This window comes from Synechococcus sp. BA-124 BA4 (assembly GCF_034931165.1).
On record NZ_JAYGIA010000057.1, the window covers coordinates 1 to 13,341 of the forward strand.

12 protein-coding genes are annotated in these 13,341 nt (G+C 68.5%); 4 read left to right on the plus strand and 8 right to left on the minus strand.

What is annotated here, in order from left to right; translation table 11 throughout:
- Window positions 1–53: 53 nt before the first annotated feature.
- From VB734_RS06485 to lysA, 7 genes are all read right to left on the minus strand, one after another.
- Window positions 54–1,082: a DUF952 domain-containing protein gene (locus VB734_RS06485; protein ID WP_323243165.1), complete on the minus strand. Its 1,029-nt coding sequence runs from the start codon at window positions 1,080–1,082 to the stop codon at window positions 54–56.
- Window positions 1,079–1,984 carry a cupin domain-containing protein gene (locus VB734_RS06490; RefSeq protein WP_304623247.1) on the minus strand — a complete coding sequence of 302 codons (906 nt, stop codon included), beginning with the start codon at window positions 1,982–1,984 and terminating at the stop codon, window positions 1,079–1,081. Before VB734_RS06490 ends, VB734_RS06485 begins: the two co-directional genes overlap by 4 nt.
- A gap of 8 nt (window positions 1,985–1,992) precedes the next feature.
- Entirely contained in the window at window positions 1,993–2,928 is a 936-nt protein-coding gene (locus VB734_RS06495) for a rhodanese-related sulfurtransferase (protein WP_197164554.1), read from the minus strand.
- Window positions 2,925–3,827: a biotin synthase BioB gene (bioB, locus tag VB734_RS06500; protein ID WP_231595015.1), complete on the minus strand. Its 903-nt coding sequence runs from the start codon at window positions 3,825–3,827 to the stop codon at window positions 2,925–2,927. Before bioB ends, VB734_RS06495 begins: the two co-directional genes overlap by 4 nt.
- Window positions 3,828–3,962: 135 nt before the next feature.
- A complete protein-coding gene (locus tag VB734_RS06505; protein WP_231594761.1) occupies window positions 3,963–4,766 on the minus strand; it encodes an isoprenyl transferase in 804 nt (267 codons plus the stop codon).
- Window positions 4,763–5,626, minus strand: coding sequence for a diadenylate cyclase CdaA (gene cdaA, locus VB734_RS06510; RefSeq protein ID WP_197164556.1), 864 nt, complete (start codon window positions 5,624–5,626; stop codon window positions 4,763–4,765). The genes VB734_RS06505 and cdaA overlap by 4 nt, the downstream gene beginning before the upstream one ends.
- Before the next feature lie 20 nt (window positions 5,627–5,646).
- Complete coding sequence (gene lysA / locus VB734_RS06515; protein ID WP_231594762.1) at window positions 5,647–7,071, minus strand: diaminopimelate decarboxylase; 1,425 nt, start codon at window positions 7,069–7,071, stop codon at window positions 5,647–5,649.
- A gap of 46 nt (window positions 7,072–7,117) precedes the next feature.
- Between lysA and VB734_RS06520 the strand changes: the two genes are divergently transcribed.
- From VB734_RS06520 to VB734_RS06535, 4 genes are all read left to right on the plus strand, one after another.
- Complete coding sequence (locus tag VB734_RS06520) at window positions 7,118–7,615, plus strand: GNAT family N-acetyltransferase (RefSeq protein ID WP_197164558.1); 498 nt, start codon at window positions 7,118–7,120, stop codon at window positions 7,613–7,615.
- Window positions 7,616–7,833: 218 nt separating this feature from the next.
- The gene (locus tag VB734_RS06525) at window positions 7,834–10,404 is read left to right on the plus strand and encodes an ATP-dependent Clp protease ATP-binding subunit (protein WP_197164560.1); all 2,571 of its coding nucleotides are present in this window, start codon (window positions 7,834–7,836) and stop codon (window positions 10,402–10,404) included.
- 10 nt (window positions 10,405–10,414) lie between these two features.
- The gene (locus tag VB734_RS06530) at window positions 10,415–11,572 is read left to right on the plus strand and encodes an iron-containing alcohol dehydrogenase family protein (protein ID WP_322781499.1); all 1,158 of its coding nucleotides are present in this window, start codon (window positions 10,415–10,417) and stop codon (window positions 11,570–11,572) included.
- Window positions 11,569–12,459, plus strand: a complete 891-nt coding sequence (locus VB734_RS06535) for an alpha/beta fold hydrolase (RefSeq protein ID WP_231594763.1) — start codon at window positions 11,569–11,571, stop codon at window positions 12,457–12,459. The genes VB734_RS06530 and VB734_RS06535 overlap by 4 nt, the downstream gene beginning before the upstream one ends.
- Window positions 12,460–12,495: 36 nt before the next feature.
- On the opposite strand, the gene VB734_RS06540 is transcribed toward VB734_RS06535, so the two are convergent.
- A partial coding sequence (locus tag VB734_RS06540) for a hypothetical protein (RefSeq protein WP_323243166.1) occupies window positions 12,496–13,341 on the minus strand: 846 nt, incomplete at its 5' end.

The following is a 13,341-nucleotide window of genomic DNA, read 5'->3' on the forward strand; positions in this document are numbered from 1 at the left end:
GCGCAGCAGCAACCCCTGTGACGCTCCCCACACCTCCAGCTCCGCCAGGTGGCTCATGCGGGGAACGGCTCCCAGGCCAGCACCGTCTCCAGGGGCAGGGGGCCCCGGATGTGGGGGAAGAGCTCGCCGCTGCCGGGGGCCGGCTCCTCCTCCACCTCAATGCCGGCCGCCGCGAGGCGCCCGGGATCGATCGTGAGCAGCAGCACATCGGCCGCATCGGCATAGAAGCGCTGGTGGGTGGCCTCGAGCTGATGGCTGTGGCTCGCGTGGATGAAGCCCACGTCCTCCAGGCTCAGGCCGCGGCTGGAGCGGCGGTAGATCCCCTCGCACTTGGCGGCGCGCCATTCCGGTGCCAGGGCCAGGTGATACAGCCAGCGCGGCGAGCGCCAGGCGGCTCGCAGTGCCCAGGGCGGGGCCATCACCGCCGCCAGCTCGGGGCTGGCGAGAAACCGCCCCAGCCACGCCTGCACCGCCGTCAGACCCGCTGCGGCCTCGAACCCCTCCGGATCCGCCAGGCGGAACTGGCGCACAAACGGCAGCAACGCCAGATCCGCCAGGGAGGGCCGCTCCCCCAGCTGGGGCAGCTGCTCATTCCAGGCGCGCAGGATCGTCAGGGCCGCCGCCCGGTGCTCCTCGGGGTCGGCGCCCGGGTGACGGCCGGCGTACTTGAAGCGGTCGAGATGGTGCTTGAAGGGACCGTCGTTGCTGGCGATCAGCGCCTCGATCAACGCCCGCTCGGCCGCGTCACCCGATGTGTCGGCCCGCCGCAGCAGATCACCGGGGTCGTGGCGCTCCAGGGCCCAGCGCATCACCGCCAGGCTCTGATCGATCACGGAGCCAGCTCCATGGCTCTGGCCTGCTGAGGTGCCATTGGCTGACAGCACCAGCACCGGCACCGTGCCCTTCGCGGAGGCCTCCAGCAGTTCGGGGGGCTTGGCCTTCAGGTTCACCTCCCGCAGCTCCAGGTCAGGGCCGGGCCGCACCCCCGCCGCCGCCAGGGCCAGCCGGGCCCGGATCGCATAGGGGCAGCGGCGGAAGCTGTAGAGGATCGGCCGATCCGCCCTGGGCACAGACCGGATCACCAGGGCGTCCCATCCTTGCGGCTGAAGCGCCAGCCGTCATCCAGCTCCCGGGCCTGCAGGTCGTCGTCGGGATAGTCGACCTGATCGCCGGGGGTGCGATCGCCGATCTCCAGCAGGATCACCGTCTCGGCGCCGCGGTTCACCAGGTGATGCGCATTCCCCCGGCCCGCCGCGAAGCCTGCCGCCATCCCCGGGGCCAGCTCCAGTTCCCCCTCGTCGCTGATCAGGGTGGGATGCCCCTGCAGCACATACACGAATTCATCCTGGAGGCTGTGGGCATGGCGCAGGGCCGTGCAGGCTCCCGGGGGCAGCAGGGTCTGGTTCACGCCGAACCGGCTCAGGCCGAAGAGATCACCCAGGACCCGCTTCTCCCGTCCGGCCAGTCGCGCCGCGAAGGGGGCCGGATAGGAGCTGGCCCGCTGGCGCGGCGGCACCGCGCTCGCCAGCACGGCCCTGGGCTGTCGGTCAGGCTCCAGCCAGCCGTGGCGGGCGTCCGCCGACCACAGCCGCTCCGGTGAGTAGGCCCTCAGGGGCCAGGCGGGATCCGCCAGGGGGGAGCTCAGCAGCTGCTCCAGTGACTCCAACAGCGGGAGCTCCTGATGGCTCGCCTGGTGAGCGGCCACCGCCCGCAGGAACCAGCGGGTGAGGGTCTCGTGGTAGCCGGAGCCGTCGCTGTTCGGGGTGCCGGTGGCCTCGTTGTAGGCGCGGATCCGCTGGCGCAGATGGACCAGGGCCTGGTCATGGCCCCACCGGCGCAGGCTCACCAGCGCCACCAGCAGGTGGGCCTGGTGGGTCCAGTGCGAGCGGGGAAGGCTGCCGTTCTCAAAGGCGGCCGCAACGGCCTCGATGGCCTCAGGTGTCGACCACGACGCCACAACTGAAGCCATCACCAGATCGGCCATGGGCCCCCTCAGCTGGTGAAGACCTGGGCGATGTGCACCTGGCCCCGCCGCTCTGCCAGCTCAACCTGGCGCTGGCGTTCCATCAGCTGGGCGCGGCGCTCCGGGGAGAGACCATCAACGCAATGGCGGCAGCTCACGCCCTTCTCGTAGCTCGCCAGCTGGCGGTCGCTGGGCGAGAGGGGCCTGCGGCAGCCGTGGCACAGGCTGTGCTCACCGGGCTCCAACTGGTGATTCACGGCCACCCGCTGATCGAACACGAAGCATTCGCCCCGCCATTGGCTGGCCGGCTCCGGCACCTGCTCCAGATAGCGCAGGATGCCGCCTTCGAGGTGATGCACCCCCTCGAAGCCCTGCTCGAGCAGATGGGCCGTGGCCTTCTCGCAGCGGATGCCACCGGTGCAGAACAGCGCCAGGGCCTGGGGTTCGCGCTCCGCCACCAGGGGGCGCAGCACCGTCTCCACCCAGTGGGGGAAATCAGCGAAGCGCTCCAGGCCCGGATCGATCGCCCCCTCGAAACTGCCCAGCGCCACCTCATAGGAGTTGCGGGTGTCGATCACCAGGGTGCCGGGATCGCCGATCAGCCGGTCCCACGCGGAGGGCGCCACGTAGGTGCCCACCCGCTCGCCGGGTCGGGCTTCGGGGCGGCCCAGGGTCACGATCTCGGCCTTGAGGCGCACCTTCAGCCTGTGAAAGCCGGGCCGCTCGCTCCAGCTCAGCTTGGCCTCCAGATCCGCCAGGCGTGGATCGGCGCGCAGGTGAGCGAGCACCGCGCTCACCCCGTCCTCGGGGCCGGCGATCGTGCCGTTGATGCCCTCCTCCGCCAGCAGCACGGTGCCCTTCACCCCCTGGCTCCCGGCCAGCGCCAGCAACTCCTCGCGCCAGGGCGGCAACTCGGCGGCGGAGAAGGTCACGAACTTGTAGAAGGCCGCGATCCTCTCGCTCAAACCGCCATCTCCACACGCACCCCCGCCGCCGCCAGCAGCGCCCGGTCGGAGTCCACATCGGGGTTGCCGGTGGTGAGCAGGGTGTCGCCATAGAAGATGGAATCGGCCCCCGCCTGCAGGCAGAGGATCTGGGCCTCGCGGCTCAGCTGCTCGCGGCCGGCGCTCAGGCGCACCCGGCTGTAGGGCATCAGGATGCGGGCGGTGGCCACCATGCGCACCAGCTCGAGCGGGTCCACCGGCGGTTGCTGCTCCAGCGGAGTGCCCTCCACCGCCACCAGGGCGTTGATCGGCACGCTCTCGGGATGGGGATCAAGGCCGGCCAGCACCTGCAGCAGACCGGCGCGGTCGCTGGTGGTCTCCCCCAGGCCGATGATGCCGCCGCAGCAGAGGGTGATGCCCGCCTGACGCACCCGGGCCAGGGTTTCCAGGCGCTCCTGGTAGGTGCGGGTGGTGATGATCCGCTCGTAGTGCTCGGGGCTGGTGTCGAGGTTGTGGTTGTAGGCGGTGAGGCCCGCCGCCGCCAGGCGCTCGGCCTGGGCGTCGGTGAGCATGCCGGCGGTCACGCAGGCCTCCAGACCCAGCTCACGCACACCGCGCACCATCGCCAGCATCGCCTCGAAGGGGGCCCCATCGCGGATGTCGCGCCAGGCCCAGCCCATGCAGAAGCGGTGGGCACCGGCCGCCTTCGCCGCCCGCGCCCGCGCCAGCACCGGCTCCACCTCCAGCTGTGGCCGTCCGCTGACGTCGCTGCTGTTGTGCATCGACTGGGGGCAGTAGGCGCAGTCTTCTTCGCAACCGCCGGTCTTGACGCTGAGCAGCGAGGCGAGCTGCACCCGGTAGCCGGGGTTGGCGGCCCGGTGCACGCCCTGAGACCGCCAGAGCAGGTCGATCAGCGGCATCTCCAGCAGCTCCTGGATCTCCTCGCGGCTCCAGTCGTGGCGCAGGTCAGGGGCACCAGCGGCGCTGGCCGGGGCGGCAGCGGCTGAGGGTCGGGCAGTGGTGGTCAACGGGGCAGGGAGCGGGAGGGGAGAGGGTCAGGCGCTGGGGGGATGAAGGGGCTCAACGCCACCGAAGCGCCGCTGGCGGCCCTGGTAATCCAGCACGGCCCGCAGCAGGGCCTGTTCATTGAAATCGGGCCAGAGCACATCGGTGATGTGGATCTCGGCGTAGGCCAGTTGCCAGAGCAGGAAATTGCTGATCCGGTACTCGCCGCTGCTGCGGATCAGCAGATCGGGATCCACCTCGCCCGCGGTGAGCAGCTCGGCCTCGAAGTGGGTCTCATCGATCGCGGCGGGATCGAGCTCACCGCGGGCAGCCTGCTCCGCCAGGCGCCGGGCCACCTGCACCAGCTCCCGCCGGCCGCCGTAGTTGGTGCAGACATTGAAGTGAATGCCGGTATTGGCGGCGGTGCGGGCCTCGGCAGCGGCAATGCGCTCCTGGAGGCCTTCCGGCAACTGCTTGAGGTCGCCCAGGAAACGGATGCGCACCCGCTCACGCTCGAGGGCCTGCAGCTCACGCGCGAGCACCCGCTCGAACAGGGCCATCAGGAAGGTCACCTCCTCGCCGGGCCGGTTCCAGTTCTCGGTGGAGAAGGCATAGACGGTGAGAGCACCGATGCCCCAGTCGCTGCAGAGGCGCAGGGTGCGCTTGAGGGCTTCCACTCCTTCTCGGTGACCCATCATCCGCGGCAGGCGCCGCTGGCTGGCCCAGCGGCCGTTGCCATCCATGATCACGGCCACATGGGCCGGCAACCGGGCGGGATCCAGACAGGCCGGCAGCAGCTCCGAGGGCTGGGCGGAAACCTGGATCGGGTCGGTGGTCGCCGGAGAGCGACTCATGCGCGGGATTCGGGCGTGTCCTCGGCCACGGTACGTCCAGTGGGAAGAGGCACCACCGAACCTCCCGAAGTCTTGGCCGGGGGTTTCGTGGACGAGGGAGCCAGGGCGGCGGTCAGCAGCTCACGCAGACGGCTGCTCGTGATCGGCCGCTCCAGCTTCCCCTGGCGGGCGAGGGAGAGGGTGCCGGTCTCCTCGGAGACCACGATGCAGAGGCAGCGGTCGAAGCGTTCGGTGATGCCGAGGGCCGCCAGGTGGCGGGTGCCATAGCGGGTGATGCCCTGGCGGGAGAGGGGCAGGATCACCCCGGCGGACAGGATCCGGCTGCCCCGCACCAGCAGGGCCCCGTCGTGCAGCGGCGTGTCCGCGGCGAAGAGGTTCAGCACCAGATCCACCGAGAGCATGGCGTCCAGCTCGATGCCTGGATTGAGGAAGTCTTCAGGTCGCAGATCGCTGCCCAGATCCACCAGGATCAAGGCTCCCCGGCGGCCCTGGGAGAGACGGCCAGCCGCCTCGGTGAGCATCGCCACCGCTCCTGACATCTCCTGGTCAACCCCCTGGTTGCCCAGAAGCACGTCGAGGCGGCCCGTGCCCAGCAGCTCCATCAGGCGCCGCAGCTCCCCCTGCCAGAGGATCGCCAGGGCCAGGCTGCAACCCAGCACCACGGCCTCCAGCAGGCGGGTGGTGAGGGGGAGATTGGCGAAGCGCTGGACCACCCAGACCAGGGCCACCAGAAACAGCCAGCCACGCAGGAGCCAGAGGGTGCGGGATTCGCGCACCCGCGCCAGCAACAGCATCCCGAGGGCGGAGGCAAACAGCAGATCCAGCAGCAGGCGCAGATCGAGGAGCCTCAGCCAGATCACAGAGCCCTAAAGCAGTTCGCTCATGTTACCGGCCGAAATCGTTCCGGCAGCAGGTCGTGGAGCAGCAGCTCGTCTGGTCGCTCCCGCCGTTGCACCAGCTCCGCCTGTCCCCCATGCACCAGCACCGCCGCAGGCCTTGGGATGCGGTTGTAGTTCGAGGCCATCGAGGCGTTGTAGGCGCCGGTGGCGAAGACCACCAGCAGATCACCGCTGCTGCTGGGGGGCAGGGCCAGGTCCTTGAGCAGCACGTCACCGGATTCGCAGTGCTTGCCCGCCACCGTGACCGTTTCCGTGGCCTCGGCCGTGGGGCGCTCCGCGAGCACCGAGGTGTAGCTCGACTGATAGGTGATCGGCCGGGGGTTGTCGCTCATGCCCCCATCCACCGAGAGGTAGGTGCGCAGGCCGGGGATCTGCTTGCGGCTGCCGATCGTGTAGACGGTCAGGCCGGCCGTGGCCACGAGGGAGCGCCCCGGCTCGCACAGCAGCCTGGGCAGCTCGAGATCCCGTTCGCGGCAGGCGCGCACCAGGGCCTCGGCCACCCCCTGCACCCACTCCTGGATGCTCGGGGGATCATCGGAGGCCACGTAGCGGATGCCCAGCCCGCCTCCCACGTTCAGATCACTCACGGGATGGCCGAGAGAGCGGGCCAGGGCCAGGGCATCCGCCATCACCCCGGCCAGGTCGCGGTGAGGCTGCAGTTCGAAGATCTGGGAGCCGATGTGGGCATGCAGGCCCGTGAGGCGGGCCCAGGGGCACCCGGCCAGGCGCTGCAGCACCGGCTCGAGCTGATCGGGGTCGAAGCCGAACTTGCTGTCGAGGTGGCCGGTGCGGATGTACTCATGGGTGTGGCACTCGATGCCGGGGGTGAAGCGCAGCATCAGCGGCACCACCCGGCCCGCCGCGGGGGCGATCTCGGCCAGGCGTTCGAGGTCGTGGTCGTTGTCGACCACGACGGTCACACCGTTGGCCACCGCCAGGGAGAGCTCCTCATCCGACTTGTTGTTGCCATGCAGGACGATCCGCTCCGGCGGCATGCCCCCCTCAAGGGCGGTGAGCAGCTCACCCGCCGAGACGGCATCGAGACCGAGGCCTTCGGAGGCCACCAGGGCGCTCAGCACCAGGCTGCTGTTGGCCTTGGAGGCGTAGAGCGCCAGGGAGGGGGCGGGATAGTGGGCGGCGAGGGCCTCCCGGTAGGCCCGGCAGCTGGCCCGCAGGGTGTCTTCATCCAGCACATAGAGGGGTGTGCCGTAGCGGCGAGCCAGCTCACCCAGATCACAGCCGCCCACCTGGAGTCTGTCCTGGCCGTCGAGGGCCGTGGTCAGCGGCGTGAGGTTGCGGTTGGGACTGAGGGCATCAGCGTCCGGCTCATAGGGACGCCTCGGCGGACTGGGCACAGCGACGTCGCCGACGGCCTGGTCAGCCGGAGTGACGGGAGAAACGGTCATCGGCGCCATCCTTGGGGCTGTGTCCTGATTGACCCCAATCGTAAGGATGAGCATCGAAGGGGCAGGGGCAGGACCGCACGGGCTGAAGACCCAGAGGCTGCGGCCCATCCACGCCGAGGCCTGCCACCGGCTGGATCGGCTCTGCCGGCCCCACGGCTGGGACCTGCCGCAGTGGCATCAGGAGCTGGAGGCCCAGCAGCGTGGGGACCGTGGCCGCTTTGTCCTGGGGGTGCTGCACGGCTCTCGGCTGGTGGCTGTGACCAGCGGTTGGCTGATCCTCGACGAGCTGCAGATCCTGGTGGTGCTGGTGCACCCCGCTCAGCGGCGGATCGGCCTGGCGCGGATGGTGCTCAGCGAGCTGATGCGGGAGGGCCGTGAGCAGGGCGCCAGCGGGGCCACCCTCGAGGTGGCGGCCGACAACACGGCCGCTCTCGGGCTCTACGGGTCGCTCGGATTCCGCAGCACCGGCCGTCGTCGCGGTTACTACCGCGATGGCCAGGATGCTCTGATCCAATGGTGCCAACTCGAGGGTGCGACTGGTTAGTTGTGTGTCCGCTGAGTGCAACACCTCCAACTGGCGATCACCAAGGTGCGGATTGCCGCCATTTGTTGATGCGTAAGGCCGTACGAATTCAGTCCTGAGCATGTGGCGATCAAGCCATGCCATCCCTGCTGTGGCAGCGGATCCGGCCGAATCGGAAGCAGAATCACGCACACCCTCTCAGCCCTGATAGGTTGGTGTGACTTGCACAGGCACCGCAGATGTTCGAGCGGTTTACCGAGAAGGCCATCAAGGTGATCATGCTGGCCCAGGAAGAGGCCCGAAGGCTGGGCCACAACTTCGTGGGTACCGAGCAGATCCTGCTGGGCCTGATCGGTGAGGGCACCGGTGTGGCCGCCAAGGTCCTCAAGTCGATGGGGGTCAACCTCAAGGACGCCCGGGTCGAGGTGGAGAAGATCATCGGCCGCGGCTCCGGCTTCGTGGCCGTTGAAATTCCGTTCACCCCCCGTGCCAAGCGCGTGCTGGAACTCTCCCTCGAGGAGGCTCGTCAGCTCGGGCACAACTACATCGGCACCGAGCACCTGCTCCTGGGCCTGATCCGGGAGGGTGAGGGCGTTGCCGCCCGGGTGCTGGAGAACCTCGGCGTCGACCTGGCCAAGGTGCGCACCCAGGTGATCCGCATGCTGGGTGAGACCGCGGAGGTCACCGCCGGCGGTGGTGGCAGCAAGGGCTCCACCAAGACGCCCACTCTCGATGAATTCGGCAGCAACCTCACCCAGCTGGCCGCCGAGGGCAAGCTTGATCCCGTGGTGGGCCGCCACAACGAGATCGATCGGGTCGTGCAGATCCTCGGGCGCCGCACCAAGAACAATCCCGTGCTGATCGGTGAACCGGGTGTCGGCAAGACCGCCATCGCCGAGGGCCTCGCCCAGCGCATCATCATCGGCGAAGTTCCCGACATCCTCGAGGACAAGCGGGTTCTCACCCTCGACATCGGCCTGCTGGTGGCCGGCACCAAGTACAGGGGCGAATTCGAGGAACGCCTCAAGAAGATCATGGAAGAGATCCGGGGCGCCGGCAACGTGATCCTCGTGATCGACGAAGTGCACACCCTGATCGGTGCCGGTGCCGCCGAAGGGGCGATCGACGCCGCCAACATCCTCAAGCCGGCCCTGGCCCGTGGCGAACTCCAGTGCATCGGCGCCACCACCCTGGATGAATACCGCAAGCACATCGAACGGGATGCAGCCCTGGAACGCCGCTTCCAGCCGGTGATGGTGGGCGAACCCTCCGTGGTCGACACCATCGAGATCCTGCGCGGTCTGCGCGAGCGCTACGAGCAGCACCATCGCCTGAAAATCAGCGATGAAGCTCTGGTGGCCGCCGCCACCCTCGGTGATCGCTACATCTCCGATCGTTTCCTGCCCGACAAGGCCATCGATCTGGTCGATGAAGCCGGCAGCCGCGTGCGCCTGATGAATTCCAAGCTGCCTCCGGCGGCCAAGGAGCTCGACAAGCAACTGCGGGCGATCCAGAAGCAGAAGGAGGACTCCGTCCGCCAGCAGGACTTCGGCAAGGCCGGCGAACTGCGCGACAAGGAAGTGGAACTGCGCGATCAGATCCGCTCGATCCTCCAGGCTCGACGCGACGAGGAGCCGGTGGCCTCAACCGCTGTGGAAGGATCCGCAGAAGCCACCGCCGAGGCCGAGGCCAGCACCGCAGCCGACAACGCCCTGGCCTCCTCCAGCGGCGAGCGTCATCCGGTGGTCACCGAAGAGGACATCGCCCAGATCGTGGCCTCCTGGACCGGTGTTCCCGTGCAGAAGCTCACCGAGAGCGAATCGGTGAAGCTGCTGAACATGGAGGAGACCCTGCACCAGCGCCTGATCGGCCAGGACGAAGCCGTCAAGGCCGTGTCCAAGGCCATCCGCCGCGCCCGGGTCGGTCTCAAGAACCCCAACCGCCCCATCGCCAGCTTCATCTTCTCCGGTCCCACCGGCGTGGGCAAAACGGAGCTCACCAAGGCCCTGGCCGCTTACTTCTTCGGCAGCGAGGAGGCGATGATCCGCCTCGACATGTCCGAGTTCATGGAGCGGCACACCGTCAGCAAGCTGATCGGTTCGCCTCCCGGCTACGTGGGCTTCAACGAAGGTGGCCAGCTCACGGAAGCCGTGCGCCGTCGTCCCTACACGGTGGTCCTCTTCGATGAGATCGAGAAAGCCCACCCCGACGTGTTCAACCTGCTGCTGCAGCTGCTGGAAGACGGTCGCCTGACCGACTCCAAGGGCCGCACGGTGGACTTCAAGAACACCCTGATCATCATGACCTCGAACATCGGCTCGAAGGTCATCGAGAAAGGCGGTGGTGGTCTCGGCTTCGAGTTCTCCGGCGCCGCAGTGGAGGAAACCCAGTACAACCGCATCCGCTCCCTGGTCAACGAGGAGCTCAAGCAGTACTTCCGTCCTGAGTTCCTCAACCGTCTCGACGAGATCATCGTCTTCCGGCAACTCAGCCGCGACGAGGTCAAGGAGATCGCCGAAATCATGCTGCGCGAAGTGTTCGGCCGCATGCAGGAGAAAGGCATCGGTCTTTCGGTCACCGAAGCCTTCAAGGAGCGCCTGGTCGAGGAGGGCTACAACCCCAGCTACGGGGCACGTCCCCTGCGCCGGGCCGTGATGCGCCTTCTCGAAGACTCCCTGGCGGAGGAATTCCTCTCCGGCCGCCTGAAGGAAGGGGATTCCGCCCTTGTCGATGTCAACGATGAGAAACAGGTGGTGATCCGCCACCAGACGGTGGTCGCAGAACCCGAACTGGCCGGTGCCAGCGTCTGACCACGCCTCGATGGTGACAGCTCTCAGTCAGCATGCGATCGCCCCCGCCCGTCTGGTGCGGGGGCCTTCAGCATGGTCGAGCTCGCTCGACTCCCTGCCCTCCCTCTGCCGACGCCCATTGCTGCTGGGCCGCAGCCAGGCCACCGCCCACCTGCGCGAGCGGGCCTGCGCCGATCTGAGGCGGCTGGGGCTCGACCCCCTGTCCGGAACCCTGCAGTTCGACTGTTGCGAGGATGACCTCCAGCGTCTGGCGGCGCAAGCCGTGGCCAGCCGCTGCGACGGAGTGATCGCCATGGGCGGTGGCAAGGTGCTGGACGCGGGCAAGCTGCTGGCCCATCGCCTCGGTCTGGCCTGCATCACCGTGCCCACCAGCGCCGCCACCTGCGCCGGCTGGACCGCCCTGGCCAACCTCTATTCAGCCGATGGAGCCTTCCGCTCCGATGTGGCGCTGGATCGCTGCCCCGACCTGCTGATCTTCGATCACGATCTGGTGCTCCAGGCTCCCCCGCGCACGCTGGCCAGCGGGATCGCCGATGCCATCGCCAAGTGGTATGAGGCTTCAGTGAGCAGCGGCGCCAGTGGCGATGGCCTCGTGCAGCAGGCGGTGCAGCAGGCCCGGGTGCTCCGCGATCAGTTGCTGCTTGAGGGGGAGGCCGCCATGGCCGAACCCGGTGGCGAGGCCTGGGTGCGGGTGGCGGAGGCGGCGGCGCTCACGGCCGGCCTGATCGGTGGCCTGGGGGGGGCCCGCTGCCGCACCGTGGCCGCCCATGCCGTCCACAACGGTCTCACCCAGCTGCCCGCCTGCCATCACCGTCTCCACGGTGAGAAGGTCGGCTATGGCGTTCTCACCCAGCTGCGGCTGGAGGAGTTGCTCGGTGGCCACCGCCTGGCCAGCCAGGCCCGACGCCAGCTGATCCCCTTCTTCAGGGCCCTGGGTCTGCCGGTGAGCCTCGAGGAGATCGGCCTCGCCGAGGCCAGCCTCAACGACCTCAACACCGTCTGCGACTTCGCTGTGCTCCCCGGCTCAGATCTGCACCATCTGCCCTTCCCCGTGAACGCCAACGACCTGCTGACCGCCATGGTGAGCACCACGGCTTCGGCGCATGGGACCGAAGCGGCTCCAGCCCCATGCGCCGAAGCCAGCCTCTGCCCAGAGATCAGCCCTTGAGCCGCTTCCCCCAGGCGGAGTGGTGCCAGGGTCCGGAGTTGATCGCCAGAGCCGCCAGCAACCTCCTCGATCCCCAGGGACGTGACCTGGCTGGACGCGTGCAGTGGTGGGAACTGCCGGGATACAGCGGGCGTTGGCCCGTGGCTGTGCTTGGAGATGGCAGCCCCCTGCTGCTTCTGCATGGCTTCGACAGTTCTCTGCTTGAGTTCCGCCGGCTGGCGCCGCTGCTGGCACCCCGCTTTCGCCTCTACATTCCCGACCTCCACGGTTTCGGCTTCACCCCCCGGTCCGCCGCCGGCCGGTACGACCCCAGTGGTGTTCTCGACCACCTCACGGCCGTGGTGAAGCGGATCGAAGCGGCCTCAGCCCCAGACCCACCACAGCCCCTGGGCGTCATCGGCGCCTCCATGGGCGGTTCTGCGGCGGTGGAGCTGGCCCGGCGCCTGCCCGAGCGCGTGGACCGCCTGCTGTTGCTGGCACCCGCCGGTCTCACCGGACGTCCCATGCCCCTGCCCCCCCTGCTCGATCGCCTGGGGGTGCGGTTTCTCGCCCTGCCGGGGGTGAGGCGCGGGCTTTGCCGACAGGCCTTTGCCGACCCTGACGCCAGTGTGGGGCCCGCCGAAGAAGAGATCGCCTCCCTGCACCTGCAGGTGATCGGCTGGGGCGAGGCGCTGGGCCGGTTCGCCCGCAGTGGAGGCTTCGCCGGCTGCGGCGCCCCCCTGCCGGGACAGCCCCTGAAAGTGCTGTGGGGAGCCGATGACCGGATCCTGCGGCAGCCGCAGAAGCGGGCGGCCCTGGCTCTGCTGGGTGATCGGGTCGAGGAGTTGACGGCCTGCGGCCATCTGCCTCATCTGGACCGCCCCGAGGCCGTGGCCGCCGCCTGCTGAAGGCAGAGGCGGCCGGAGGGCCTGCGGGATGTCAGCTCACCAGAGGCCGCGGATCGGTGCGGACTCTGGCATGGGCTGCACGTAGGGTTCAGGTTCGGGCTGAGGCTCCGGCTGGGGAGTCGGCGCTGGGGTCACCACCACTGCCTGGGCAGCCGGCTGGCCGAAGCGGTAGCGGAAGCCCACCTTGGCGCCGAAATCGTTGTAGGAGTCGTAGCGGATGTTGTCGCCACTGAATCCGGAGGCACCGGAGTAGGTGCCCTCGACATAGACATCACTGGCGTTGCTCACGCCGTAGCTGACCCCCACCTTGGCCTGCCAACCGAACAATCCCTGGTTCGTGGTTCCAGTGGAAACACTGTTGCCACCACTGGAGACCTTGATGCGTGGAGTGCTCAGGTTGGTGTACCCGATACCGCCACCGATGTAGGGAGTCCAGCGGCTGCCGGTGCTGATGTCCCAGTAGCCACTGGCGAAGATGTCATTCTTGTTGATGACACCAGAAGAGCTCAGATTGTAATTGTTGCCGTTGGATGAGAAGGACACGTCGTTGACGCTGCCCCGGGTGTAGACGTAGCTCAGCTCAGTGCGGATCGCGCCAAAGTCGTAGCCAACTGCGAGATCGCCGGAGAAGCCTCCACCGAAACTCAGATCGCCGTTGACGTTTTCGAAGCCGCGCTCCGTGAGATTACGGGTGCGCACACCCGTAGTGGTGGGCCAGGCGGCGCCAAGGCCAAGTCCGAGGTACCAGCCGGTGCCCTGCTCATAGGGCACGGGTTCCGTGCTGCCGTAGTTCTGGGCCACGGTGGTGTCGGTCCTGACGGCGGGCTCTGCGCCCGGACTGAGGGCAATGGCGGCACCATCGGGAGCCAGCAGGGCCGCCGC